24 protein-coding genes are annotated in these 25134 nt (G+C 48.0%); 7 read left to right on the forward strand and 17 right to left on the reverse strand.

The features are described 5' to 3' along the window. The 5 genes from LBJ25_00005 to LBJ25_00025 all read right to left on the reverse strand — a co-directional run. On the reverse strand, nt 1–2292 hold a 2292-nt coding region (locus tag LBJ25_00005; GenBank protein MDR1452344.1), incomplete at its 3' end, for a DEAD/DEAH box helicase family protein. Beyond that, nucleotides 2289–4559 carry a DUF87 domain-containing protein gene (locus tag LBJ25_00010; GenBank protein MDR1452345.1) on the reverse strand — a complete coding sequence of 757 codons (2271 nt, stop codon included), beginning with the start codon at nt 4557–4559 and terminating at the stop codon, nt 2289–2291. The genes LBJ25_00005 and LBJ25_00010, both read right to left, overlap by 4 nt. A gap of 4 nt (nt 4560–4563) precedes the next feature. Further along, complete coding sequence (locus LBJ25_00015) at nt 4564–6462, reverse strand: site-specific DNA-methyltransferase (protein MDR1452346.1); 1899 nt, start codon at nt 6460–6462, stop codon at nt 4564–4566. A gap of 51 nt (nt 6463–6513) precedes the next feature. Beyond that, nucleotides 6514–7308 (reverse strand): ABC transporter permease, encoded by a 795-nt coding sequence (locus LBJ25_00020; protein MDR1452347.1) that lies wholly within the window; start codon nt 7306–7308, stop codon nt 6514–6516. Further along, the gene (locus LBJ25_00025) at nt 7301–8101 is read right to left on the reverse strand and encodes an ABC transporter ATP-binding protein (GenBank protein ID MDR1452348.1); all 801 of its coding nucleotides are present in this window, start codon (nt 8099–8101) and stop codon (nt 7301–7303) included. The genes LBJ25_00020 and LBJ25_00025 overlap by 8 nt, the downstream gene beginning before the upstream one ends. 107 nt (nt 8102–8208) lie before the next feature. Here LBJ25_00025 and LBJ25_00030 point away from each other — a divergent pair, with 107 nt between their 5' ends. Both LBJ25_00030 and LBJ25_00035 read left to right on the forward strand, forming a co-directional pair. Beyond that, complete coding sequence (locus tag LBJ25_00030; GenBank protein MDR1452349.1) at nt 8209–8607, forward strand: pyridoxamine 5'-phosphate oxidase family protein; 399 nt, start codon at nt 8209–8211, stop codon at nt 8605–8607. A gap of 9 nt (nt 8608–8616) precedes the next feature. Then, entirely contained in the window at nt 8617–9711 is a 1095-nt protein-coding gene (locus LBJ25_00035) for an 8-amino-7-oxononanoate synthase (GenBank protein MDR1452350.1), read from the forward strand. On the opposite strand, the gene LBJ25_00040 is transcribed toward LBJ25_00035, so the two are convergent. Together LBJ25_00040 and LBJ25_00045 are read right to left on the reverse strand one after the other, a co-directional pair. Further along, on the reverse strand, nt 9668–9832 hold the full coding sequence (locus LBJ25_00040; GenBank protein MDR1452351.1) for a hypothetical protein: 165 nt from the start codon (nt 9830–9832) through the stop codon (nt 9668–9670). The two genes, LBJ25_00035 and LBJ25_00040, sit on opposite strands and share 44 nt — an antisense overlap. 234 nt (nt 9833–10066) lie before the next feature. After that, nucleotides 10067–10501, reverse strand: coding sequence for a hypothetical protein (locus LBJ25_00045; GenBank protein ID MDR1452352.1), 435 nt, complete (start codon nt 10499–10501; stop codon nt 10067–10069). 174 nt (nt 10502–10675) lie between these two features. On the opposite strand from LBJ25_00045, the gene LBJ25_00050 reads away from it, so the two are divergent. Next, nucleotides 10676–11014, forward strand: coding sequence for a helix-turn-helix domain-containing protein (locus LBJ25_00050; protein ID MDR1452353.1), 339 nt, complete (start codon nt 10676–10678; stop codon nt 11012–11014). Nucleotides 11015–11024: 10 nt separating this feature from the next. Here LBJ25_00050 and glmS read toward each other — a convergent pair whose 3' ends face one another. Beyond that, nucleotides 11025–12851, reverse strand: a complete 1827-nt coding sequence (gene glmS / locus LBJ25_00055; protein MDR1452354.1) for a glutamine--fructose-6-phosphate transaminase (isomerizing) — start codon at nt 12849–12851, stop codon at nt 11025–11027. A 72-nt stretch (nt 12852–12923) separates the two neighbouring features. Next, a complete protein-coding gene (locus tag LBJ25_00060) occupies nt 12924–13250 on the reverse strand; it encodes a helix-turn-helix domain-containing protein (GenBank protein MDR1452355.1) in 327 nt (108 codons plus the stop codon). 106 nt (nt 13251–13356) lie between these two features. Here LBJ25_00060 and LBJ25_00065 point away from each other — a divergent pair, with 106 nt between their 5' ends. Beyond that, on the forward strand, nt 13357–14181 hold the full coding sequence (locus tag LBJ25_00065) for a hypothetical protein (protein ID MDR1452356.1): 825 nt from the start codon (nt 13357–13359) through the stop codon (nt 14179–14181). 104 nt (nt 14182–14285) lie between these two features. On the opposite strand, the gene gyrA is transcribed toward LBJ25_00065, so the two are convergent. The 6 genes from gyrA to LBJ25_00095 are packed head-to-tail and all read right to left on the reverse strand — an operon-like array spanning nt 14286 to nt 21259. Then, nucleotides 14286–16796, reverse strand: a complete 2511-nt coding sequence (gyrA, locus tag LBJ25_00070; protein ID MDR1452357.1) for a DNA gyrase subunit A — start codon at nt 16794–16796, stop codon at nt 14286–14288. 8 nt (nt 16797–16804) lie between these two features. Next, complete coding sequence (gyrB, locus tag LBJ25_00075) at nt 16805–18796, reverse strand: DNA topoisomerase (ATP-hydrolyzing) subunit B (protein MDR1452358.1); 1992 nt, start codon at nt 18794–18796, stop codon at nt 16805–16807. Between the two features lie 8 nt (nt 18797–18804). After that, nucleotides 18805–19488 carry a DUF721 domain-containing protein gene (locus LBJ25_00080; GenBank protein ID MDR1452359.1) on the reverse strand — a complete coding sequence of 228 codons (684 nt, stop codon included), beginning with the start codon at nt 19486–19488 and terminating at the stop codon, nt 18805–18807. An 18-nt stretch (nt 19489–19506) separates the two neighbouring features. After that, on the reverse strand, nt 19507–19827 hold the full coding sequence (locus LBJ25_00085; protein MDR1452360.1) for a type II toxin-antitoxin system RelE/ParE family toxin: 321 nt from the start codon (nt 19825–19827) through the stop codon (nt 19507–19509). Beyond that, on the reverse strand, nt 19808–20080 hold the full coding sequence (locus LBJ25_00090) for a type II toxin-antitoxin system Phd/YefM family antitoxin (GenBank protein ID MDR1452361.1): 273 nt from the start codon (nt 20078–20080) through the stop codon (nt 19808–19810). The genes LBJ25_00085 and LBJ25_00090 overlap by 20 nt, the downstream gene beginning before the upstream one ends. Nucleotides 20081–20140: 60 nt before the next feature. Then, nucleotides 20141–21259, reverse strand: a complete 1119-nt coding sequence (locus tag LBJ25_00095; protein MDR1452362.1) for a DNA replication/repair protein RecF — start codon at nt 21257–21259, stop codon at nt 20141–20143. Nucleotides 21260–21320: 61 nt separating this feature from the next. On the opposite strand from LBJ25_00095, the gene LBJ25_00100 reads away from it, so the two are divergent. Then, a complete protein-coding gene (locus LBJ25_00100) occupies nt 21321–21800 on the forward strand; it encodes a hypothetical protein (GenBank protein MDR1452363.1) in 480 nt (159 codons plus the stop codon). Here LBJ25_00100 and LBJ25_00105 read toward each other — a convergent pair. Both LBJ25_00105 and LBJ25_00110 read right to left on the reverse strand, forming a co-directional pair. Beyond that, nucleotides 21785–22609 carry an MBL fold metallo-hydrolase gene (locus LBJ25_00105; protein MDR1452364.1) on the reverse strand — a complete coding sequence of 275 codons (825 nt, stop codon included), beginning with the start codon at nt 22607–22609 and terminating at the stop codon, nt 21785–21787. The genes LBJ25_00100 and LBJ25_00105 overlap by 16 nt on opposite strands. Then, nucleotides 22609–23205: a hypothetical protein gene (locus LBJ25_00110; GenBank protein MDR1452365.1), complete on the reverse strand. Its 597-nt coding sequence runs from the start codon at nt 23203–23205 to the stop codon at nt 22609–22611. Before LBJ25_00110 ends, LBJ25_00105 begins: the two co-directional genes overlap by 1 nt. Nucleotides 23206–23286: 81 nt before the next feature. Between LBJ25_00110 and LBJ25_00115 the strand changes: the two genes are divergently transcribed. Further along, complete coding sequence (locus tag LBJ25_00115; GenBank protein MDR1452366.1) at nt 23287–24120, forward strand: prephenate dehydrogenase; 834 nt, start codon at nt 23287–23289, stop codon at nt 24118–24120. Beyond that, nucleotides 24117–25082: a UDP-N-acetylglucosamine--N-acetylmuramyl-(pentapeptide) pyrophosphoryl-undecaprenol N-acetylglucosamine transferase gene (locus LBJ25_00120; GenBank protein ID MDR1452367.1), complete on the forward strand. Its 966-nt coding sequence runs from the start codon at nt 24117–24119 to the stop codon at nt 25080–25082. Before LBJ25_00115 ends, LBJ25_00120 begins: the two co-directional genes overlap by 4 nt. Nucleotides 25083–25134: the final 52 nt, after the last annotated feature.

Below are 25134 nucleotides of genomic sequence, written 5' to 3' on the forward strand. Positions count from 1 at the left end.
TGTCACCTTAAATAACCGGTCTAAATAAGTTTTAATCTCTTCAGCATAAAACAGCTGCATTGCATATTCTTGGTCGGCAATTTTTTCGTACTTGATACCGGCAGCCAAAAGTTCATTTAAGGATTTACTAATTGTCTGAATGACATTGTCCAAGAACATTTGGGGATTTATCTCTAACTCGGATAGTCTATTCGATTTAGTTAGAATCTCAAAAATGGCGCTCCTGGTGATATCAATTTTAGATTGAATATAACCAAATATATCAGGAATCATATAGACCATTTCTTCGGTGTTGTGGCGCTTTTTTGTTTGCAAATTGCCTTCTACGCCGTATTTAGAATAACCAAGTTTGAACGTTTCAGATGAGATAGACGGTCTAACTGTTTTTGGCACTTTGTTTATATCCTGCATGTCTTGCAAAACTCTGGCTATTAGTTCATCTGTTTGATAATCAACCTGGTAAGTTGTCCTGGTTTTTATAAGATTCCATATTTCCAGAAATTCTTTATATTTAGACAAGTCTTTATTTAGTTTAACCTGTTCTTTCTTTTGGGCATTTTTTATGCGACCGCTGAAATTTACACTGCAATCTTCTTGAATTTCTTTTTGCAATGTGGCGGAAAAATCCGCATAGCTTTCATTGGCAATTACGGTCAGAACATTTGTATTTCTATCAAAAATTCTATTGCCGTTATTGTCCACCGGCAATCTTAACCCTCTGCCGATCTCCTGCCGTTTTTTTAATTCGGACTTTGTTTCATTGAGTGTGCAGATTTGAAAAACATTCGGATTATCCCAGCCTTCGCGCAAGGCGGAATGGCTGAAAATAAACTTTAATGGCTCATTTATGTCTAATAATCGTTCTTTATCTTTCATGATCAGATTATAGATGTCATTATCCGCTTTGGTGTTGCCATTGCTGTCTTTGAACCTGCCGTTATCTTGAGCAAAATAGCCATTATGGATCCGCTCAACAGGCGTAGTGTCCAGGTTTTTGAACTCTGGTTTTTTAATGGCTTCTTTATAAAGTTCTTCAAACCATTTGGCGTACTTGCCATTCTCGGCCATGCTCTTAGTGACGTATTCGCGATAATTAGCAACTTTATCGATAAAGAAAAGCGATAAAACCTTAAGCCCGAGTTTCTTATATTTTTTTTCTTTTTGTAAATGGTGTTCAATCGTGCGTTCTATCTGAAATTTTACTATCTCCTCATTCAAGCCGCCTTGAGATTGTCCTTCATTTAAAACCAGCCCATTAGCAAATGTAATTGTATTAACAGATAATTCATTAATTATAAAATCTTCTTGATACATCTCTCGGCCATTGGACAAAGCAAACAAGTTATCACCGACATTTGCTGTAAGAGTTTTTGGCTTTACACCATTAGCGGCATTTACAAAGATTTTTAATTTTGCCGAGATACGATTTTTAGTTCTTTTTACTTCGACAAAATCAATATAAGCGGAATTGTAATTTTGTTCGGACACCACGCTGTCGACTTCTATTTGTTTGACCAAGCCCAGATCATACGCTTGCACAGGGTCAAGTTTATACACATTGTTATACACATTCTTATGTGTAGCCGAATAACGCAAAGTGCATAATGGTTTGAGATTGGCTATCGCTTGTTTTCTAAGATCCGTTTCCATATTTTGCGGCTCATCGACAATGACGATAGGCTGAACGCCCTGGATATACTCAATCGGTTTTACGCCGGATTCTCTAATTTTGTTGATTATATTATCATCTTTGGCAAAGGAATCGATATTTATTACCAATATCTGAATAGCGTTCGTGCTGGCAAAAGTCTTGAGATTTGATAATTTTCGGGAATCATAAAGATAATAGTTCAAAGGCGGATTAGCGTAAAGATTTTGTAAGTGTTCGTGCGTAATTTGTAGATTTTTCAAGACACCTTCCTTGATTGCGATGCTGGGCACAACTATCACAAATTTTTTAAAGCCATAAACTTTATTCAATTCATAAATCGTCCGCAAATAAACATAAGTCTTGCCAGTACCGGTTTCCATTTCCACCGTAAAATTCAAACCATCTAATTTTTCGCTGACCTGTAGTTTGTTGTTGTATTGCGTGATTTGCAGATTTTTTAATATTTGCTCCTCGGCTAATATCAGATTGTTGCCGACCCCGCGGCTGTCAAATTTCAGACTGCCGTCCTGAAAAGTTATTTCGAAATCGCCTTTATTTAAGGGCTGGCCTTCAAACAAGTCCACAATTGCTTGGATAGCGTCAAGTTGATATTGTTGGGTGGAGTCAAAGTGGAGTTTCATTTGCCAGCCTCTTGCACTCGTGAAGCAATTTTGTCTTTGTCATTAAGAGTAATAACAACAGGCTGTTTTAATTTTAATGCTTTACCAATTACGACAGCATGTCTTTCTTCTAGCGTTGGCAATAAACTTGCATAATCTTTTCCAACATAATTTTCTAGAAATTGTTTTCCAGTATCATCAAAAACTCTTAAAGCAAATATTGTATTACATTGGTTTAATATACTTTTACTTATATTTGCAGTTCTTTGCGTAATTACAAAACTGCCTACCCCATATTTCCTGCCTTGTAAAATGACTTTTGCCGTTCCATTTACGGCACTACTATCATTACTATTTGCGGTAGAGTTCCACTCAGGAATAAGAGCATGTGCTTCTTCAAAAACAAGTAATATTTTACTTTTTCCATTAGCAGATAAAGGCATTCGCATAACTATATCAAGTAGTGTTTCACAAATTACTCTCGTTTTTTCAGCATGAGTTAATTCAGTTGTAATAACATTATAGCCTATTTTTTCTCCTTTTGAGGTGTTGTGTAAGTTAGGATTATATACTTTAAGCCGAATATCGGTAGTCAATTCTTTGTTATCTGGAATAGTTTCTTGTCCAAAAATGAATTTTATTAAATCCTGTTTTACAAGCTGCTTATACTCTGCAATATTGCCGCTTTTTTCATGATTTTGTTTACTGCCATTTTCAGTATAAATGTAATTAAACTTATCGGCTATTGAGTCGGAAAAATGCTCACTATCAGCAACAATTAAACTATTGTTGATATATTGCGGTAATTTCTTAATATATTCATTTGTTATATCAATACAAATAATTTTAGATTGCGTATTGTCAATAATCTTTTTTATTAACTCAAAAGTTAAGCAGGATTTTCCAATACCTAAAATTCCTAGAATGGCGGTGTTATGAGTAATTAGTTCATCATAATTCTTAACAGGGATTTCTAAATTCGTGCCAGGCAATACGCCAACACACTGATTGGCATCAGCCGCATTTATATTTGACGGTTTATAAATAAATACCGGCGTATAAATATCAGGCAGCCATTTAACAGAATTTAATTCTTCGTGTTCAATATCATATCGTCCTAATTTTTGTGCTACACCAACTGTGTATCCATATTGACTATGATCTTCTAATTTTTCTTTATCTGTTCTGGCATTTATAATCTGAAACAAAACATCATTATTGTAAATTGTTGTTTGAATAACTAAACCCTCGCTCAAATTGGTGTCAGTCAAGCCAGCAATAGTTTGAAAGTTAATAGTGCTTATTGTTGAACCATTTACAATATAACCGATAAAATTTCGTTTATTTTTATATAAGGCATTATTTTCAATAATTTCTTTATCGGGTAAAAGATCAAGATTGATTTTATAAACATTTTTAGAACTAGCTATTGTATTATTTGCAGTTTCGGTTAATTCTTTTTTTACCAAATCGAGCAATATTATATTGCCGGTACTATCATCTTTTAATAAATAAACAGATAACCAGCGTTTCCCTATTAAATGACGAGTATTTACAACTATCCCGACATAACCAGAATTTTGATTTTGTTCAAGATAAACAATATCGCCTTTATTTGCATTAGATTTGTATTTGTCTAAATCTATCTCGACATTATATAAAAACGGATTTTCACAACCTATTGCTTCCCCTATAAATCCTGCCAAAGCATTTTCGCGTTCAAATACTTTATAAATATCCGAACAAATTAATATAAATGACTCTACTGGTTTCCGCCACACAAGCAATACAAGCAATATTATTAAGCACACTAAAAACATAACAGGCGCATCTCTAAAAAACGACACTAAAACTAAAACATACAAAGTGCCAAAAATAATTTCTGACGACCCAACAGTTGTTATAAATTTGCTGAATTTGCGAGACGGACTTGTTGCAAATGACTTACGGCTATTTATTAATGTAATAACCAATGCCGCTATTCCCAATACGGAAATTACAATTAAAAATTGTTTCCACAGTATAAAATCTGTCTTATCTTTAACTGCCAATAATACAAGGGTTGTGGATATTGACCTTACCAAGACATCAGACGGTTTTGTAAAAAATGGCTCTGAAAGATACACGCCAAGAATCAGCGTAAGTGCAACTGTAAAAAATATAAAGCACAATGGGTCATCTGGGTCTAAAATAAACGCCAAGTTACCCCTAAAAAAATATCCAAGCAATAATATGAAACCAATATAAAAGGCTACTGCTGTGATTCTCTGCAAGATATTTTTCAGCATAAGTTCATATACTCCTAAACTCAATCCCCTCATCTTTAAACCGCAATTTGGTATTGGTTTTAAGTTTGTCGTTTTTGTCGAACAAAGTGTCGAGGCAGACAAAAGTCTGCGGTTTAATTTTTAAGGCTTGATTAATGATCGTTTGGTTTAGCTTAGACAGTGCTAAAACCAAGCGGCCGCTCTCTACATTAAAGATATTTGCACCGCCCATTTCAATTGTTTCTATTTTGGCAGACAGAGGCAGACCGGCTTTGAGCAGTAACTCATAGAGTAAGGCGGTTTCGTCGTTGCGTGCGACAGGATTTTTATGTAATCTCATCTGCTCTATCAAGGCTTCACCCCGCACATCACCCCGCCAGATCTTAAAATTTGACGAGCTTAAGACAAAAGACTTGAACCCTAGATCAATATCTTTTTCCAGCTTTAGCTTACTGTCTTTCTCCGCCTTGATTTTCTTGATAACTCTTCGGATACGCTCTTGAGTAATATCCGAAATACGCTCATACCCGGCCTTGAACGCCTCGCTGTCTTCCGCGCATTTCTCAGGCATTTGTATCAAAATAAATTTACGGTTGCCACCGTCTTCTTTATTCAATTCCAGCACAGTCTGGGCAGTGGTGCCGGAGCCTGCGAAAAAGTCAAGGACAATAGCATTTTTATCAAAACAATTTACAGCATTTATCAAGTGCTTAATTAGGTTTACGGGTTTAGGAAAACTGAATAACTTATTTTCAAATAGTGTTCCAAAATTTTTTGTTCCATCTTGCGATAGGCCGACTTCTGGCGGTAAAAGTGTGCTTAACTGGATATAGCCAAACTGCTCTCCTAATTTTTCTAGATCATCATCTTTGAAATAACGCAAGGCCGGCCTGGTAAGACTTAAAAAATCATAATCACCTGGAAATACTATGCGGCTTTCTGCGTAATATTTATCAAAAGTTTCTTTTGTTACTGCCCATACTCTATTAGGATTAACTGGGTATTCTTCGCCAGTTTTGGGATTGACCATTGTATAGTTGCTATTCGGCCTTTCTTGTGCGCTTCTTTGTGTTGTTAAATCATGCACTCGCCACGGTTTATTTGGTAGATCTGGCGTTTCAAAATATTTTCGCGTGCCGCCTTTCACTCCGGCTGTAAATGCCTCTGTTCTGGCATAACACAATATCCATTCAAAATCTTGTGAAACACCAAAAGGCACATCGGATTTTGCCGTTCTTTTTCGCCACGGAAACTGCGCCACAAAATTTTCCTCGCCAAACACCTCATCCAGCAGCAACCGCAGATTGCCAACCTCATTATCATCAATACTTACAAAGATCACGCCGTCTTCACGCAGTAAATTTCTGGCGAGATATAATCTCGGATACATCATCGACAGCCAGACCGAGTGATATTGTCCGTTTTCTTTGGTATTTTTCTTAAACAGTTCTTGTTTATTGATAAAGCCGCCATCATCTTTTTCGCCGGTGCGCTGCTGGTATTCCGCTAGGGTTTCTGTGTAATCGTCTGGATAAATAAAAGAATCATTGCCCGTGTTGTAAGGCGGGTCTATGTATATCATTTTGATCTTGCCAAAATAAGATCGCTGCAGGACTTTCAAAACTTCTAAATTTTCACCCTCGATAAAAACATTCTCTGTGGTGTCAAAATTTATGCTGGCTTTTTTGTCCGGTATCAACGTATCAGCGGTTTGCCTCTGTATTTCTTTGAAAGCTTCATACTTGCCAGCCCAGCCAAGGCCATAATTTTCTTGATTAGGGGCAAAAGTTTCTGCGCCAAAAGCGTTTTTTAGCTGTTCTAAATCAAGATGATTCTCTTTGACTAAGTTAGGGAACAGACTTTTTAGTCTGGCCAGATTATCTTTAGTTATATCTAACGATTTACCATCTGTTTTTTCTACCATTTACCACCTGCGATTGTGAATTGTTTACATTTTAACACTATCTGTCTGTTCTTAGCGATTCGTCTCCGACCGCACAAAAAAGAATGTGCCGATGAATAAAAACGCCGCGGTCAGCGCCGCGATGACCAAAATATCCAGCGCCGGATGGAACAGCACAATGCCGGCATAGCTTGGCGCGCCGTAAAAAAATACCGCCCGCGCCAGATCGAGACAGTAAGTCATGGGCATCATCCGGCTGAGCCAAAACAAGATCCCTTGAGAATTGTTGATCGGAATAAAAGCGCCGGTGAGGAACATCTGCGGCATCACGACCAGCATTTGCACCATGCCAGCGGTGCGATTGTCTTTGATAAACGCCACGATAATCATGCCCAGCGCGCCGGCGGCCAGACAGATCAGCGGTGAAACCGCCAGCACGGCCAGCAGCTGCCAGAGAGAATAGTGAATGCCCATCAGCAGCGCGGTCAGCAGAGTGCCGAGCAATTGTAATAGCGCCGAGAAAGATGAGCCAAAAATTTTACCGATAATGATCGAGTAGCGCGAGATCGGCGAAACCATCAATTCCTGCGTGAAATCTTCCGTGCGGTCTTCGACCAGCGAGGTGATACCGTTGGTCGTGCCCATCAAGAGCATATTGACGAGCATTCCCACCAGCAAGAACTGGCCGTAATCATAAGGCAGGCCGGAAGCCATATTTTGAGATAAACTGCCGCCCAGTATGCCCATAAAGATCAGCGGCATGATCAGGCTAAAACCAAAATAAGACGGTGTTTTGAGCAGGATCAAAACGTCCCGCGCGGCGATCGTGAGCGTCGCGTTTATTTCGCGGATCAACCGGCTATTCACGGGCGCCTCCTGTGCGGCTCAACAGATCCACATAAGCGTCTTCCAGCGCCGGCTCGTAAAGTTTCATTACCGGCTTTTGCGGCAGCAGAGCTTTTAACTGGCGCGGCGTACCGGCGAAAGCGATGCGGCCGCGGTTAATGACGCACAGCGTGTCGACCTGTTCGGCTTCATCTATATAATGCGTGGTTAAAAAAACCGTGGTGCCGTGTTTTTGGCGGACAGCGCTGATGTAATTCCAGAGCGCGCGGCGGCTTACGGCGTCCAGCCCCTGCGTCGGCTCGTCCAGAAACAAAATATCCGGCGTGTGCATCAGGCTGCGCAGTATTTCCAGCTTGCGCTGCATGCCGCCGGACAATTTATTGACCCGCTGAAAAATTTTATCCTTGAGGCCGACGATTTCCGCCAGCTCCATAACGCGGTCTTTGTAGGCGGCGGGCATCCAGCGAAAAAAAGGGCGGTAGGCAAACAATCCGTACAGGCAGGCATGAAAACGGATATTTTCTTCCGCCGAAAGCGTTTTGTCCAAACTGGGCTTTTGAAAAATGATCCCAACTTTGGCCCGGATCTGTTTGGTCTCGCGCTCCAGATCGTAGCCGGCGATAGTCACCTGTCCGGAAGTTTTGGCCAGCGTGGTCGTCAGGATCGAGATCGTGGTGGTCTTGCCCGCGCCGTTCGGCCCCAGAAAAGCAAAAAAATCACCCTGCGCCACCGAGAAATTAATATTATCCACGGCCAGCTCTTTGGCTTTCTGATAGCGTTTGGTCAGACCGTCCACTTCGATAATGCCGCGCAAAGTAAATCCCCCTGTCAGCCTGTTTTAACGAAACAATTGCGAAAATTCACAAGCATATTCTAGCTGATTCTGCTAAAATAGGGCAAATAAATTTTAAGGAGTTACCCATGAGTGAGGCAATCAAGTTTTTACAGGACAACCCGCTACATTATGTGGCGACGGTGGGGCTGGATGGACGCCCAAGTGTGCGGCCGTTCCAGTCTATTTATGTGAAAGACGGACGGATCTATTATTGCACAGGCAATTTCAAAACTGTGTACCAGGAGCTGCAAAAAAATCCCGCTGTGCAGATCAACGCGCTGGACCCTAAAACTATGGACTGGGCGCGTTTGTCCGGCCGGGCTGTGTTCACGGACGACGCCAAAATAAAAGAAGAATTTTTCGCGGCCTATCCGAATATCAAAGAAAGATACCCGGAGATTTCGACTTTTGCCGTATTCTATATCGATCAGCCGAAAGCGACACTTTATTCTTTCAGCGCGCCGCCGCGGGAGATTTTTTTATAGTGTCAAATTATGGATTTGACAAAATTTTTAACCGGCGCTTTGGCCGAAATAGACCAAAAAAATCTGCGCCGCCGCCTGCCGGACTGGCGGAATATTGACGCTGGTTTTTCCCGCAATACTTACCTTGGCAATCATTTTGGCGCCAGCGGCTCGCGGCTGATCTCCGGCAATCACCGGCTCTACGCGCGGCTCGAGAAAAAATTAGCCCTATGGAAAAAGACCGCCGCCGCGCTGGTTTATCCGACCGGTTACATGACCAATCTCGGTGTTGTCTCCGCGCTGCTGGGCAAAGGCGATTTGGTGATTCTTGACAAGCTCTGTCACGCTTCGCTCATCGACGGCGCGCGGCTGTCGCAGGCCGACCTGCGGGTTTTTAAGCACAATCAGCCGGCCGACCTCGAAAAACTTTTACGGCAAAGCGCGGCTTACCCAAAAATCCTCGTCGTTACGGAAGGTGTTTTTTCGATGGACGGCGACCGCGCGCCGCTGTCTGAACTTACCGCTCTGCGCAAAAAATACGGCTTTTGGCTGCTGGTCGACGAAGCGCATGCTGTTGGGGCTTTGGGCCGGCGCGGCGAAGGGCTGGCCGGACAGCTCGGCGTGGCTCAAGACATCGACATCAGCATCGGCACGTTCAGCAAAGCACTGGATAGTCTGGGCGGCTATGTCTGCGGTTCGCGGCCGTTGATCGACTATCTCATCAACAGATCGCGCGCCTTTATTTACACGACGGCTTTGCCGAAAATAATTCTGCAAAAAAACCTGGCTAATCTGCAAAAAATCCAGCGTCAAAATCCGCGCAAAAAATTGTGGCGCAATATTGCATACTTTAGCACGCGTCTCGGCGTCAAAGCGGATTCGGCGATCATCCCGCTACTTATCGGCGCGGAGAAAAAAGCTTTGGCGCTGGCCGAAAAACTGCGCGTCGGCGGTTTTGCCGTGCCGGCTATTCGTTATCCGACCGTGCCATACGGACAGGCGCGCCTGCGCTTCACCATCAGCGCCGAGACGACAAAAAAGCAGATGGATAAAATATTAGAAATTCTGAAAAATACTAGGCCTACAATACGCCCTGTTCCAGACCCGCGGAAATCAAATTGCTGATCCGGGTTTGCCAGCCGCGCCCGCCGCGCCGCAAAGCGGCTAAATCATAATCGTACAGTCTAATCGAAATAGTCTTTTGTAGTTTTTTCAATTCGGCCAAACTATATCTAACAATTGCCACAATAACTACTCCCTATCAGGTCGGAACAGATGGGTAACACTTTTAGGTTTTAATTTTAACAGATTCGAGGAATTTATCCGGAGTTAAAAACATAAGCGAGCCGTGGGGACGCACAGCGTTACGCTTAGTGGCAACACTGGTAATACGGGTTCTAGCCTCCCCCTGGCGCTAAACGTGAGCACTATTCCGGCGTATTACGCTGTAGTCTACATTAAAAAAATGGCTTAAATATTTTTAAGCCATTTTCATTATATAGATCACCGTGTAAAAGGCCGGCACTACATCAAAAGACTGACCGCCACCGGTCTGCCCAATAGTAACCGTATGGACATGATTTCCTTCCAACGAAGTGCTAGCAGCAACTGTTTTCCAGCGATTATAGCCATCATCGATCATTAAATCCGCAGTATTATATGGCGGCGCCGCAATATGTGTCATATCATAATAAGAATGGCCGTGTGCTCCTGTGAAATTTGTAGAACCGCTATGGGTATGACCTGGCAAATTATATTCAGTTAAAGTCATTTTTCCGTCGCCAGTCAGCGGGTCGCTCGCTGTGCCGCCGCGCAAAAACCGGCCGGTCAAATTCGGCGTGCCGCCCGCGCCGTCGCAGACTTTCCACTTGCTTTTAAAGGTCACGCTGGCATTTATCCAGCTGGACGCCGCCATAGCCAGTATTGAAATCCGTATCCGTCGCGTCGGTGTAATTATCTGCCATAAAAATTCCCCCTCTTATTTACGCTAGCTGTAGGCCTTGCGCCAATATGTTAGCCAGCAGCTAGTACAATTATATACCTGCACAGCTAGTTGTCAATACACTAGCCATTAGCATATAAAGACCAAATGGAGTTTGAGCAGCTCAAGCAGATCTATGTGCGGAATTTAAAGCGGTTCAGGAAAGACGCCCGGATGTCGCAAATGCAGCTCGGCCTGCGCTGTAACACCGCGGCCAGTTACATTGGCGAGATCGAAATAGGGCGTAAATTTCCTTCTTTGAAAATGATGGCCAGAATAGCTGACGCTTTGCAAATTTCACCGCATTTATTCCTGCTGGACGGCTCAGGCCAAACCCGCGCCGAATTTCCCCGCCCGATCGCCACCGCCTATATTAAAAGAAGACTGGCCGAACAATTAACCCTGCAGGTAAACAGCACAATTCAGCGCGTCCTGCGCAAGTTTTAGGCAAACGCCGTTACTCCACAGTCACACTTTTGGCCAGATTGCGCGGCTGGTCGACCGAGCAGCCTTTTTCCACCGCGATGTAATAGGCGAGGATTTGTAGCGGCACGACAGCCAGTATCGCGGAAATGCTTTCCGTCGCGTCGGGTATGCGGATCACCTCGTCGGCGACGCGCGTGATGTCGTCATTACTCGCCGAAGCGACGGCGATGAGCTTGCCCTTGCGCGCCTTGACTTCCATAATATTGCCAAGGATTTTTTCGTAACGGCGTCCCTTGAAAGCCAGCACGACTGTCGGCATATTTTCATCGATGAGGGCAATGGGGCCGTGTTTCATTTCCGCGGCGGAGTAACCTTCGGCGTGAATGTACGAGATTTCTTTGAGCTTCAGCGCGCCCTCGAGGGCGATCGGGAAACCCACACCGCGCCCCAGATAGAGCGCGTTGCTGTGTTTATAAAACGCTCGGGCGATGCGCTTGATATTATCCACTTCCGTAAACACTTTGGCGATCTCATTTGGCACGCGTTTCAGATCTTGCAGCATGACCGCCGCTTGCTCGGCCGGCAGGGTGCGGCGCAGCAGTCCCAAATAGACGGTCAGCAGAGACAGCACGACCAGCTGCGTGGTGAAAGCCTTGGTCGAGGCCACGCCGATCTCGCGTCCGGCAAAAGTATAAATGACCATGTTGGAATTGCGCGCGATAGTTGAGGATGGCACATTGACGATAGACAAAACTTTCGCGCCAAGCGACTGGGCTTCGCCGATCGCGGCGATAGTGTCCGCCGTTTCACCGGACTGGCTGATCGTCAGCACGAGTGTTTTTTTATCCAGCACAGGATAGCGGTAGCGGAATTCCGCGGCATAATCCACCTCGACAGAGAGGCGCGCGTATCTTTCCAGTAAATATTCCGCGACCAGGCCGGCATGCCACGATGTGCCGCAGGCCACGATAAAAATCTTGTTGATGCCGCTCAAATACTCGCGGTGTTTTTCCAGCTCTTTGAAGATCACCTCGTCATTCTGTGGCGAGATGCGTCCGTCCAGCGTATCCTGCACGGCGTGCGGCTGCTCGTAAATTTCTTTGAGCATGTAATGCGGATATTCGCCTTTTTCGATCGACGACGGGTCGAGCGAAAGCGTCTGCGTTTTGGGGTTCACTTTTTTGCCGCGCAAATTGCGCACTTCGACAGACCGGGGAGTAAGCACGGCGATCTCGTCGTCTTTAAGATAAACGACTTTGTTCGTGTGCTTGATAAAAGAGATCGCGTCCGAGCCGATAAAGTTCTCATCTTTACCCAAACCGATGCACAGCGGCGCGGCGCGTTTGGCCACGACGATCTCGTTTGGCCGATCCTGCGCCAGCACGGCGATCGCAAAAGTTCCTTCGACCTCGCGCAAAGACTGCAAAACCGCTTTGGCCAAATTTCCCGCGTAATATTTGCCGATGAGCGCCGCTAAGACCTCCGTGTCCGTCTCGGAACGAAACAAAATGCCGTCTTCCTGCAGACGGGTCTTTAAAACATTGTAGTTTTCGATAATGCCGTTATGCACAAGCACAATGCGCGCGTCATTATTCTGATGCGGGTGGCAATTTTCCAGCGAAGGACGGCCGTGCGTCGCCCAGCGCGTATGTCCGACCGCGCATTTACCCCTGGGTGGATTTTTCAGTTTTTTCTCAAGGTCTCGAATTTTACCGACAGCCCTAACGATCTCGATTTTCTGGCCGGTATGCACCGCCACCCCCGCGGAATCATAACCGCGGTATTCGAGATATTTCAGGCCATCCACGACCAGCGGCAGAGCGTCCTTTTTGCCCAGATAACCGACTATTCCGCACATAGGCTGCCTCCCCAAAAGAGCAAGTTATCATAACACAATCAAAGCGGCGATTTCCACGTTAAAAATATTTTTCTAACGCCGCCCCAGCTGCCCCAGATATTTTCCGCGCAGGTTACTCACGGCAGAATGAATGTCCTCGGCATACTGACTGAGCACATCCTGACAGGCGTCGGGAAAAATATTTTCCGGCTTGAATAATTCATAACTATGAATATGAAACGTGTCCGCCAGTTTAACCACAGTGGCCGGTGACAGCCATTTGGCGCCGCGCTCAATACTGCTCAGAAACGTGATAGAAATATTCACTTTTTCCGCCAGCAGGGCCTGCGACCAATTAAGACGGAGGCGATGTCTTTTTATGTTCGCTCCCAAAATTTTAAGCAAATCCTGTTTTTTCATGTATGCACCTCATAGATAATGCTATTGCGCTATTAGATTGACATAAAGAATCTGATAAGGTATAATATGAATCTATTAGAGCAATTAATTTGAAGGGGGTATTTTTATGACTATAGCGACAGGCCGGCCAATGCTGGCGAGTGACATTAACGATCTGACTTTTTTTCCGATAGGCGCTATTTTGCAGTTTAGCGGCAGCGAATACAGCAGATTGACCAGCGCCAGAACGGCAGACAATAAAGCGATCTGGACGCTGTGCGACGGCACAAGCGTCAACGGAATAACCGTGCCAAATCTGGTGGATAAATTCCTGCGCGGCAGTTTGGCGGCCGGCGCGTCCGGCGGCGCGGACAGCCGGGACGTGTTCCTGGCCGAGACCAATCTCCCCTCGCACACGCATGAAACGACAAGCCTGACCGTAGGCAACCTTGACCCGAAAGGACTTTCGATAGCCTCAAGCGGTGAACATACCCATTCGGGTAGCGGCTCAACAGGCGCCACTGGCAGCGGCGGACACACGCATACCGTTTCCGGCACGACAGGAGAAATATCGGGTAGCAATCACGCCACTATAACCAATGAAGATGGTTCAAATAGGGTTGCTTCCGGGAGGGCGTCGCTTGCGACTAATACTGGCGCGAATAGCTGGAATGCAACGGGCGACAGTGATAGCCAGGTTAGAAACCTTAAAATAGACTTTGCGCACACACATACCTTTTCGGGTTCCACTGCTAATAATGACGGAACACATTCTCACAATGTCAGTATAACCACCACCGAAAACGGCGGCTCACATTCACATGCGGTTACCGGCAGCATCACCGGCGGCAGCGTCGGCGGCACGCTGGGCAGCGCTGGAGAGGGCAGGGCGTTCAGCGTTAATACTGTGCCGAGTTATTACAGCGTGGTTTATATTATGAAAGTGGCGTAAGTTTTTCTTCTTTGCTGTTTGATCTTAAAGATATTACCGCCATTTTTTGTAGTAATTTGTAAACAATTCCAAATTTCTGGCGAACAACTTTATTTTAACACACTTCATTCTTCTTCCGCCTTGATCACGCCGACGTCGACTACTTTATCGCCGCTGTCGAGCTTGATGAGGCGGACGCCCATCGCCGCGCGGCCCTGCTCGGAAACGTCTTTGACTTTTTGGCGGATGACCACGCCGCTGGAAGTGACCACGATCAAGCTGTCTTTTTCACCGGCAATGCGCATTTTCACAGCCCGATCTTTGTCGCGCAGGGTGACGCAGCGCACGCCGCGGCCGGCGCGGCCCTGACAGCGGTATTCATCAACTTTAGTACGCTTGCCGTAACCGCTTTGCGAAACGATCACCGCGTAATTGTCCCGGTCTTTTTTCTCCAAAATATCCATAGACACCACATGGTCGCCCTTGTCCAGCGCAATACCTTTAACGCCCGCGGCATTGCGCCCCATAGCGCGCACAGCGCCCTCGTCAAACCGGATAATCACACCGTTGGCCGTCGTGATCAGAACATCTTTGCTGCCATCGGTGCGCGCCGCCCAATCCAGCGAATCGCCGTCATCCAGCGTAATGGCAATTACGCCGCTGCGCCGGATATTCTCAAAATCTGTCACTTCGGTTTTCTTGACCGTGCCTTTTTGGGTCGTCATAAAAAGATACTGGCCGGGCCTGGTAAAATCAGCCACCTCTATCGTCGCGGTGATTTTTTCACCCTCTTCTAGCTGCACAAAATTCGTGATCGCCTGGCCTTTGCTGTTGCGGCTGGCGTCCGGTATCTCGTAAACTTTGACGCGGTAAACCTTGCCTTTGTTGGTGAAAATCACCATGTAGCTGTGCGTGTTCGTAACGAAAATCGAGTCGATCTGATCTTCCTCGCGGGTTTCCATGCCGGTCACGCCGCGGCCACCGCGCTGCTGATTGCGGAAAGCCGTTACAGGCATACGTTTAATAAAGCCGTTGCGCGTCATAAACACCGCGACATCTTCCTCGGGGATCAGATCTTCGATATTCAGCTCCTCGATCTTGCCCAAGATCCGCGTGCGCCGCGCGTCGCCGTATTTTTCTTTGATTTCCGCCAGCTCGGTTTTGATAATTTTCATCACGCGGTTTTTTTTCGCCAGAATATCCTCATAGTCAGCGATCTGTTTTTTAGTTTCGTCATAGTCCTCGCGTATCTTGCCGGACTCCAGCGCGGTCAGCCTTTGCAGTTTCATGTCGAGAATCGCGTTCGCCTGTTTCTCGGTCAGCTTAAATTTTTTCATCAAGCCGTCGCGGGCTTCCGGCACCGTTTTGGATTTTTTAATCAGCGCGATCACCGCGTCCAGATTGTCCAGCGCGATCAGCAAGCCCTCTAAAATATGCGCCTTGTCTTTGGCTTTGTTCAGCAGGAACTGCGTGCGGCGCGTGACGACCGAAATACGGTGCTCAACAAAATTCTGCAAAATCTCTTTCAGCGTGCAGACTTTGGGAATGCCGTCCACGAGCGCCAGCTGGATCGTATTAAAATTCACCTGCAAGTTGGTGTGTTTATAAAGCTGATTAAGGACGATTTCCGGGCTGGCGTCTTTTTTCAATTCAATATAAATACGCATACCCTGCTGGCCGGATTCGTCACGCAGATCGGCGATATTTTGAATTTTTTTGTCCTTAACCAAATCGGCGATGCGGATGATCAGCTCTGCTTTATTGACCTGATAGGGCAGTTCGGAAACGATAATGCACTCGCGGTCTTTTTTCTGATGCGCCGGCTCGACGGACACCTGCGCGCGCACAGTTACCGAACCGCGGCCGGTCAGATACATATTACGCACGCCATCCGTCCCGCAAATATTGCCGCCTGTCGGAAAATCGGGGCCTTTGATAAACATGAGCAGGGAGTCGTCGGGCAGCTTGGGACTGTCGATCAGCGCGGCCAGTCCGTCGCAGATCTCGCCGAGATTGTGCGGCGGAATATTCGTCGCCATACCGACCGCGATGCCGGATGTACCGTTGACCAAAAGATTGGGAATGCGCGTCGGCAAAACCACCGGCTCGCGCAGGGACTCGTCATAATTGGGCATGAAGTCCACGGTGTCGAGATCGAGATCGGCCATCAGCTCCTCGGAAATTTTGGCCAAACGCGCCTCGGTGTAACGCATCGCCGCGGGCGCGTCGCCGTCGACCGAACCAAAGTTGCCCTGCCCGTCGATCAGCGGATAACGCAGACTGAATTCCTGCGCCATGCGCACCAGCGTATCGTACACGGAAGTGTCGCCGTGCGGATGATACTTGCCCAGCACATCACCGACAGTTGTCGCGGATTTTTTGTGCGGCTTATCGCGCGTGATGCCGTTCTCGTACATCGAGTAGAGGACACGGCGGTGCACCGGTTTCAAGCCGTCACGCACATCGGGCAAAGCGCGCCCGACGATTACGCTCATCGCGTAATTGATATACGAAGTCTGCATTTCATCTTCGATCAGCAGCGGCTTGACCCGCAGGTTGGCCGCCTCCAGATTTTCCGGTTGTTTGATTTCTTTTTTTTCTTTCGGATTTTCTTTTTTGTCTTTTTTGTCCGCCATTTTTTCTCCTATATATCCAGCCACTTCACGCTATTGGCGCGCTCTTGAATAAAACGTTTGCGCGGCTCGACTTCGGAGCCCATAAGTATGGAAAAAATCTCGTCAGCGCGCACCGCGTCTTCCATTTTGACCTGCAATAAAACCCGATTTTGCGGGTCCATGGTCGTCGACCAGAGCTGGTCGGGATTCATTTCGCCCAGACCTTTGTAGCGCTGTACAGACACACTGTCTTTACCAATTGTCTTGACAGCGCTGTCTTTCTCCTCGTCAGAATAAGCGTACTGCAATTGCTTGCCTTTTTTGATGAGGTAAAGCGGCGGCTGCGCGGCATAAAGACAGCCCGCCTCGATGACTTTTTTGGCATAGCGGTAAAAGAAAGTCAGGAGCAGCGTGCGAATATGCGCGCCGTCTACATCGGCGTCAGTCATAATGATAATTTTGTGATAACGCAGATACTGCAAAACCCTCTCCAGCTCATTTTGCGAAGCCGCGTCCGGTACGGTGTCGTCGTCCGCGTCATCATTGCGCGCGGAGAGCTTGTCAAAAACTTCCGGCCCGATCGCCGAGATCATATTTTTCAGCTCCTCGTTTTCCAGCACTTTATCCAGACGCACTTTTTCGACATTGAGTATTTTGCCGCGCAGGGGCAGGATCGCCTGAAAATTACGGTCGCGCCCCTGTTTGGCGGAACCGCCGGCCGAGTCGCCCTCTACTATATACACCTCGCATTTGGAGGCGTCGCGGTTGATACAGTCGGCCAGCTTGCCGGGCAGCGAGGAGCCTTCCAGCGCGGATTTGCGGCGGGCAAGGTCTTGCGCGTTGCGCGTGGCGTTGCGCACCCGCTGGGCGATCAGACATTTATTGACTATCGCCTTGCCGATCGCCGGATTGGCCTCAAAAACATCCGTCAAGCCGGTGTCGACCACGCTGTCCACAATGCCTTTGATCTCGCTGTTGCCGAGCTTGGATTTAGTCTGGCCTTCAAACTGCGGATTGGGCGCTTTGACGGAAACGATCGCCGTCAAACCCTCGCGCACATCGTTGCCGGTAAACAGCTCGTCTTTTTTGAGATTGAGCAGCTCATATTTTTTGGCAAAATTATTAATCGAGCGGGTCAGCGCCGTGCGAAAACCGGACAAATGCGTGCCGCCCTCGCGCGTGCGGATATTATTTACAAAAGTCAGCATCGTCTCATCGTAATAATCTTTGCAGTAATGCAGGGACACTTCCACATCCACACTGTCCTGCTCTTTGTGAATATAGAGCGGCTTTTTGATCAGCGGCTCCTTGGCCTCGTCGATATGCTCAATATACTCGACGATGCCGCCTTCAAAACAATAAACTTCTTTTTTTTCGGTTTTTTCACGGCAGTCGGTGAAAATAATCTGCAACCCTTTATTCAAATAAGCCGTCTCTTTAAAGCGCGTGGCCAGCGTGTCAAAACTGAAATCCAGTGTTTCAAAAATCGTTTTGTCCGGCAGGAAACGAACTATTGTGCCGGTTGTTTTTTGTTTGGCTTCGTCCTTGAACTCGCCGATTTTTTTGACCGGAATTCCTTTGTGATACGTGTTCTTATAAACTTTCTTGTCGCGGTGCACCTCGACTTCCAGGGTTTCGGACAGCGCGTTGACGACCGAAGAGCCAACACCGTGCAAACCGCCGGAAACTTTGTAGCCGGTCTTGTCAAATTTGCCGCCCGCGTGCAGCGTGGTCAGCACCACCTCGACGGCAGGAATTTTGGCCTTGTCGTGAAAATCAATCGGTATGCCGCGGCCATTATCTATGACCGTACAATAACCGCTTTTCTCGAGAATAATTTCGATCTCGGTGCAGCATCCGGCCAGCGCCTCGTCCACAGAATTGTCGACAATTTCATAAACCAGATGATGCAGGCCGTAGCGGTCTGTCGAACCGATATACATACCCGGCCGCTGCCGCACCGCTTCCAAGCCCTCTAAAATTTTGATGCTGCGCGCGTCGTACTTGTGAGATTCCGCCATTATTCCCCTCAGTTTTTGTAAAGCAATTTGTATAATTTTTTCGGCAAATGTTCTCTAATGATATTATCATTTATTTTATCCGGCGTAAAACCAGTCCGGAGCAGAACATACTTGACAGCGGCGGATTTTTCCGGCGCGCGCCACAGTCCGAAAAAGATCTCTTCCTGCAAAACAGCAAGCACGCCGTTGAAACGCGCTTCGCTCACCCGCGGCAGAGCATCTTTGACATCGCGGTACCGCGCCCACGGCGCTTCGTTCAGGCAGTGCAAAATCTGCGCGTCGATCTTTTGGTCTTTTTTATTTTGACAGAGAATGCAGACCCGGCCGCCACCCCAAAATTTTTGGCCGCACACCGCGCAGATCTTTTGCTGATAAAATTTATCCGGTCTGCCGGATTTTTGCGGCTCAATATAACCGGTCGCTTTGATTTTTATTTCTTTGACCGCGATCCGCGGGCAAAGCGCCTGGCATTTGTCGATAATGGTCTGCCGAAAATACTGTCCCTGCTGCGCCCAGGCCGCCGAAGCCGCCGCCAGAAACAGTGTTTTGTTTTTATAAGCGCAGGGCTGGAGTTTGAGACTGCCGCCGGCAACCTGCGGCCAAACATTTTTCAGCGTTTCCAGCGCCAGCCCGTCGCGCAGCTGATAATTACTGCCCAGCAGCCGCTGGAGTATCTCGCCGAGAGAGTTCATGAGCGGTAATTATAACATCTACAACTCCTTAAACAATCTCGGATAATCCGTCCGTCCATCCACAATATGATAAATAAAAATTGTGTCTTCCAGCAAACGATAAAAACAAAGATACTCGCCGCAAACCAGCGTCCGAAAGCCCCGGGCTTGCAGGATTTCATCACGGCAGATAAAACCTAACGCGGGGCATTTCAGCAAGTGTTCCAGCGCGGAGTAAATTTTATTGGTTATTTTCCGCGCGGAATTTGCGCCAGCCAGCCGCCAATACACAGACGCGATTTCTTTTAGTTCGGCCTGCGCCGGAGAGAGGATTTGCAGCTTAAGCCTTTTTGCGGGCATAGATTTTTTCCAGCTGCGCTCTGGATTGTTCTATTGTATAGCCAGTGTCGCCGGCCAAACGGAACCGCTCGGCGCTTTCCACTTTGTTGCGCAAACGCAAAGTCTCCTCGCGTCTCTCAAAAGCCTCTACGTCCATCACGACCAGATCGCCCTCGCCGTTTTTAGTTATATAAATAGGCTCCTGAGTCTCCTGCGCCAGCGCGGAAATAGCGCCGTAATTGTTACGCAGGCTGGTAGACGATTTGATTATCATTTTGCCCCTTTGCTATATAAATTATTTTGTTATTATTATAGCATAATTCTTGTATATAAATTAGACTATCCGGCCATTGTCCACCTTGATAATTTTCATACCCTCCAGCAGTTCCGGCGCGAAACGGCTGGTGTCCGTGATCGTAAAAATTTTTTGGCTGCCCGGCGCGATGGCTGTAATTATCTTATTCAAGCGCGTTAAATCCAGCTCCAGCAGCACATCGTCGACCAGCACAAGCGGCGGGTCGTTTAGTTTTTGCCGCTTGATCTTAACCTCAGCGCATTTAAGCGCCAGAGCGATCAGCCGTTTTTGCCCCTGCGAACAAAAATCCGCGGCTTTATTTTCATTCAGGTAAATTTCAAAATCGTCGGTGTGCGGGCCGAAATGCGTGCGGCCAAAACGCAGGTCTGCCGCGCGCGAATTTTGCAGCGCCTGGATATTTTTCTGCCCGTCGCTCAAGGTTTCCGTCTTGTACTTCAAGGCCAGCGCGCCCGCAAAACCCATGTCCTTGTAGAACTGCGCGGCCTCGCGCGCGAAAAACTCCAGATATTCCTGACGCTTGACCATGATCCGCGCGGCGTTGTCCGCCAGCTGCGCGTCCCAGACGGACAAACTGTCTACGCCGCTCATTTCGACTCCGCTCAATGAGCGGACGCGCAAATTTTTTAATAACTCGTTGCGCTGTTTCAACGCGCGGACATAGAGCTGCAAAGCGCGGCAGTAGTCCGGCTCGGTCTGCGAGATCACCACATCAAGATATTTACGCCGCTGCAGAGGCTGGCCGTGAATGATCTCCAGATCGGACGGCAAAAAAAACACGCTGTTCACGCGGCCCAGCAATTCCGAAGCGCGGCTCAAAGTTTCCTCGTTTATTTTTATCACGCGCCCCGCGCCGCGCTCCTGCCGCAGCGCGACGGTCAGCGGCGGATGTGGAGCGCAGTGTCCTGCGGGTACGCAGTCGAAACGCCCGCGCAGCGCAAACCCCGCTTGACCGCGGCGAATACATTTGTTCAGGCCGTTCACGATCCTCGAGCGGCTCGTGGCCAGAATATCTATGGCCTCCAGCACATTAGTCTTACCAGCGCCGTTCAAACCCACAAGCAAATTATTGTCCGCAAAATCCAGCGTGGCGTTTTCGTAATTGCGGAAATTTAACAGCCAGAGATGTGTAATTTTCATAGGCATGTTATTATAACGGAAAATATTTGCAACACCACAAGAAAATTAACGATAGAGGTTTATGCAAACCAAGCTACTGGCGGAACAAATTCGGAAACTTTGGTGGAAGTTTGAGCCCGGGGATTACGTGCGGCTGGTCGGAATTACGCGCAGACTTGAAAACGTTATCCAGCTGCTGGAATTAACCTCTCCGCCGCAAGCTTACACTTTGTTTTTCTTTTTCTATGGAAACGCTCCCTATGATCGGGTTATGGATTTGTTGTATAAATTACGCGCTTACGCCGAAAACGGCGAAAATCCGCAGCTGGCCGCTAAAATGAAGCAGACCATATTTCCTCTGCACAAGGCGTTACACGAATTAAAAGCGTATCTTGTCGAATATATGCATAAAGACGATCTCGCGGCGCCGGCAGAACGCCAGGCTCTGCTGGCGGAACTGATCCAGAAAATCCAGCAGTCGGACAAACAAATCAGGCAAAGCCTCGCCGCAATATTAGATCTTCTGCACAGTTTGCTGGATTTCAATCATTTTTTAAGATAAACCGGCGTGGCGGCGAGCGGCCAGCGCAGATGTTCGCTGCAACGGCCTTCCGGCGCCAGCAAAATTTTGATAGTCTCCGCCGCTTGTTTTTGCCGCAGGGCGGCGCGGATAGTTTTTTCCACAAAGACGTGATGATTGCAGTCTTTGCTGATATGCGCCAGCATGACCGCGCGGGTCTTGCGGGAAGCCTCGCCGCGCACCACGCGCGCGACAATGCGCGCCGCCTGTTCGTTGGAGAGATGTCCGCGATCGCTGAGATTGCGCTCGATGATCCGCGCCGGACGCCGCGAAGTTTTTTCGCGTAGCACATCGTGATTGGCTTCGAGAAACAAAAAATCGCAGTCGTGAATGTCCCGGTAAATGCGTTCAGGCAGCGCGCCGAGATCGGTAAAATAAGCCGCGCGAAAACCGCTGTGCTCGAATAAAAAACCGGTATTGCCGGCCTCGTCATGCGGCACTTGAAAAGTTTTAACTTTTAAACTGCCAAACTTTTCTTTTTCCCGCAGGAAATTTAGCTGACAGTCCGCCAGATCGCAGCCGAGTTTTTGCGCCTCGGCGCAAGTCGCGCGGGTCAGCCAGACCGGCATACGGTATTTCCGCGCCAGTTTTCCCGCGCTTTTGATATGATCGCCGTGCGCGTGCGTGATCAGCAGGCGTCCGATACTTGCGGGAGAAATGTTTTTTTCCAGCAGGCGTTCCTCTATTCTTTTGAGCGGAATACCGGCGTCGACCAGCAGGGTCTCGCCGCCCAAGATCAAGAGCGAGCTATTGCCGCTGCTACCGGACGCCAGACTGCAAAACTCAAACATCAAAAAGCCAGCCGGCTGTCTAAAAAATAGTCCGGTCTGGCGATCGGCGAATTTTTTTCTCTCAAGACCAGTTCCGTGCCGTACTCGCAGACCAAAAGATTGTCGATGAGCTCCGGCAGGGAGTTGACCTTGCGGGTCTGTACGATCAGTCCGGGATAATAATACAGGCGCCGCACGATCTTGTCGCCGGCGTGGTCTTTGTAGCTGTACTCGCTGATATCCTGCGGCATACCGTACAGGACTTTCATTTCGAGAATGCCGTCTGTCGGCCGCAGGCCGGCGCCGGTTTCATAAACGATTTTGTCCGAATAACCGGCCAGCATATTGCCAGTGTACAGCCCGACCGCGATTACTTTTTTATTTTCGTCAAAATAAAAATAGATGCGGTTTTCCGGCTGCTGCGCCAGAAAAACCTGCGTTTTGTCGTTGACATTAAGCGGATACGGCAGGCCGGTAATTTCCTGCCGGCCCCATCCGCCGACAAAAGGATATTTTTGCGCGACATTCTCAAAAGTCTCACCCAGCGCGATGCCGCCAATAATGGTCTCCGCGCTCAGCCACGCCGCCAGGATTAAACAGAAAAATATTTTTTTCATCGCGCAAATTATAACACAGCCTCTCGCGGCCGCGGTATCCGCGCATTTGTTTTTCGCTTTTTTTCTCCTTATAATAAGCGCATGTTCCAAAAGGTCGCTTTTGTCGGGCTGGGGCTGATCGGCGGCTCTATCGCCCGCGCCATACGCCAAAAATATCCAGCCACGTGGATCGCCGCGAAAACGGCGTCGTCCAAAACTCTGGCCTACGCCTACGACAGCGGCCTGGTGCAGGAAACGCCGGGCAATATCACCGCGCTGTGCCACGACGCCGATCTGATAATTGTCGCCACGCCGCTTGAGCTGATCGTTCCTTATGTGAAACAAATTTACCTCACGGCCAAGCCCGACGCGATCATCCTCGACACCGGCTCGACCAAAGGCCAGATCGTCGGCGCGCTCAAAAAATATTCCGCTAAATTTATCGGCTGCCACCCGATGTTCGGCAGCGAAAAGACCGGCATTGCCTGCTCCTCGGCTGAATTGCTGCGAGGCGCGCGCATTATTTTCACGCCGTACAAAAACACGCCGCGCGGCAAACTGCTGGCCGTCCTGCAATTTTTTAAGTCGCTCGGCGCGCGCCCCTGCCAAGCTGACGCCCGCGAACACGACGCCGCGGTCGCGGCTGTCTCGCACACGCCGTATTTTAACGCCGTGGCCCTGCTGCAATTGGCCGACAATGACACCAAGCGCGCTCTGGCCGCGACCGGTTTTCAGTCCTGCACGCGCGTCGCGGAGTCCGACCCGCTGTGGGGCGTGGAAGTCGCGCGCACCAACCGCCGCGAGGTGCTGCGGCATTTGAAAAAACTCCAGCGCGAAATTTCCTGGCTCGAACAATTGATCGGCCACGGCGACTACAAAGGACTGAAAGAATATCTGGAGTTTGGCCGGCAGATCAGAAGGGTAATTTATAAATGAAAATTTGTTTTTCCTGCGGCGGCACGGGCGGACACATTTACCCGGCTTTAGCGATTGCGGAGAAATTTACGGATTGTTTTTTCATCGGCTCGCGGCGGCTGGAAAAAACCCTGGCGCCGCAGGCCGGCCACCGGTTTTACGAAATACCGGCCAGCAGCAAAGATCCGCGCGCGGTAATGGCCGGATTTTATCAAGCCCTGAAGATCCTCGCGCGCGAAAAGCCCGATCTGGTCATAGCGACCGGCGGCTATGTAACCGTGCCGGTCATTTTGGCGGCCAAACTGCTTGGCAAAAAAGTCTATTTGCAGGAGCAAAATATTTTGCCCGGCCGTGTCAATCGTTATTTGAGCCATCTGGCCGCCAAAGTTTTCATCGCTTTTGCCGGCGCGGCTAAGTATTTTCCCAGAAATAAAGCCGTCTTAACAGGGAATCCGGTTCGTAAAGACATACTTAACGTTGGTTTTTCGCCAAATAACACGAAAATTTTGGTTTTTGGCGGGTCATTATCGGCAAAAAGCCTAAATATTGCCACAAACGCCCTTAAAACCAGCGAAGCACTACTTAACACAATCGTGCACCTGGATGGCACAAATTATCAACATAACATGGCCGATTTGTACAGCAACGCTAAACTATGCGTCTGCCGCGCGGGGGCGACCACGCTGTCAGAATTGGCGGCTGTTGGCCTGCCTTCTATATTGATACCATATCCCCAGGCCGCCGATAATCATCAAGAGTTCAACGCGCGGTATTTTACCGAACGCGGCGCGGCTGTCCTTTTGCTGGATAAAGATCTGACCGCGGATTCTCTCGCCGCCGCGATCGCCAGGATCGACAACCCCGAAACCCTGACCAGAATGTCCAACGCCGCCAAAACTTTGCATTTCAAAAACGCCGCGGAAAAAATAAAAGATTTTATTGTCGGGCAATATACCCGCAGATTTGAAAAACTTGACGGTTAATATTTTCGGCAAAAGAAAAGACATTTTAATCAAAATAGCATAAAATATAGCC

It is taken from the genome of Candidatus Margulisiibacteriota bacterium, assembly GCA_031268855.1.
Lineage (GTDB): Bacteria > Margulisbacteria > Termititenacia > Termititenacales > Termititenacaceae > Termititenax.

Excerpts from the sequence above, each read along its gene's own strand:
- LBJ25_00010 (MDR1452345.1), bottom strand. The coding sequence starts at position 4,559 with ATGCTGAAAAATATCTTGCAGAGAATCACAGCAGTAGCCTTTTATATT.
- LBJ25_00035 (MDR1452350.1), top strand. The coding sequence starts at position 8,617 with ATGGATTTGACAAAATTTTTAACCGGCGCTTTGGCCGAAATAGACCAA.
- LBJ25_00115 (MDR1452366.1), top strand. The coding sequence starts at position 23,287 with ATGTTCCAAAAGGTCGCTTTTGTCGGGCTGGGGCTGATCGGCGGCTCT.
- LBJ25_00060 (MDR1452355.1), bottom strand. The coding sequence starts at position 13,250 with ATGAAAAAACAGGATTTGCTTAAAATTTTGGGAGCGAACATAAAAAGA.
- LBJ25_00030 (MDR1452349.1), top strand. The coding sequence starts at position 8,209 with ATGAGTGAGGCAATCAAGTTTTTACAGGACAACCCGCTACATTATGTG.
- LBJ25_00105 (MDR1452364.1), bottom strand. The coding sequence starts at position 22,609 with ATGTTTGAGTTTTGCAGTCTGGCGTCCGGTAGCAGCGGCAATAGCTCG.
- LBJ25_00100 (MDR1452363.1), top strand. The coding sequence starts at position 21,321 with ATGCAAACCAAGCTACTGGCGGAACAAATTCGGAAACTTTGGTGGAAG.
- LBJ25_00095 (MDR1452362.1), bottom strand. The coding sequence starts at position 21,259 with ATGAAAATTACACATCTCTGGCTGTTAAATTTCCGCAATTACGAAAAC.
- LBJ25_00085 (MDR1452360.1), bottom strand. The coding sequence starts at position 19,827 with ATGCCCGCAAAAAGGCTTAAGCTGCAAATCCTCTCTCCGGCGCAGGCC.
- LBJ25_00050 (MDR1452353.1), top strand. The coding sequence starts at position 10,676 with ATGGAGTTTGAGCAGCTCAAGCAGATCTATGTGCGGAATTTAAAGCGG.
- LBJ25_00080 (MDR1452359.1), bottom strand. The coding sequence starts at position 19,488 with ATGAACTCTCTCGGCGAGATACTCCAGCGGCTGCTGGGCAGTAATTAT.
- LBJ25_00015 (MDR1452346.1), bottom strand. The coding sequence starts at position 6,462 with ATGGTAGAAAAAACAGATGGTAAATCGTTAGATATAACTAAAGATAAT.
- glmS (MDR1452354.1), bottom strand. The coding sequence starts at position 12,851 with ATGTGCGGAATAGTCGGTTATCTGGGCAAAAAGGACGCTCTGCCGCTG.
- LBJ25_00045 (MDR1452352.1), bottom strand. The coding sequence starts at position 10,501 with ATGGCGGCGTCCAGCTGGATAAATGCCAGCGTGACCTTTAAAAGCAAG.
- LBJ25_00065 (MDR1452356.1), top strand. The coding sequence starts at position 13,357 with ATGACTATAGCGACAGGCCGGCCAATGCTGGCGAGTGACATTAACGAT.
- gyrA (MDR1452357.1), bottom strand. The coding sequence starts at position 16,796 with ATGGCGGACAAAAAAGACAAAAAAGAAAATCCGAAAGAAAAAAAAGAA.
- LBJ25_00090 (MDR1452361.1), bottom strand. The coding sequence starts at position 20,080 with ATGATAATCAAATCGTCTACCAGCCTGCGTAACAATTACGGCGCTATT.
- gyrB (MDR1452358.1), bottom strand. The coding sequence starts at position 18,796 with ATGGCGGAATCTCACAAGTACGACGCGCGCAGCATCAAAATTTTAGAG.
- LBJ25_00110 (MDR1452365.1), bottom strand. The coding sequence starts at position 23,205 with ATGAAAAAAATATTTTTCTGTTTAATCCTGGCGGCGTGGCTGAGCGCG.
- LBJ25_00120 (MDR1452367.1), top strand. The coding sequence starts at position 24,117 with ATGAAAATTTGTTTTTCCTGCGGCGGCACGGGCGGACACATTTACCCG.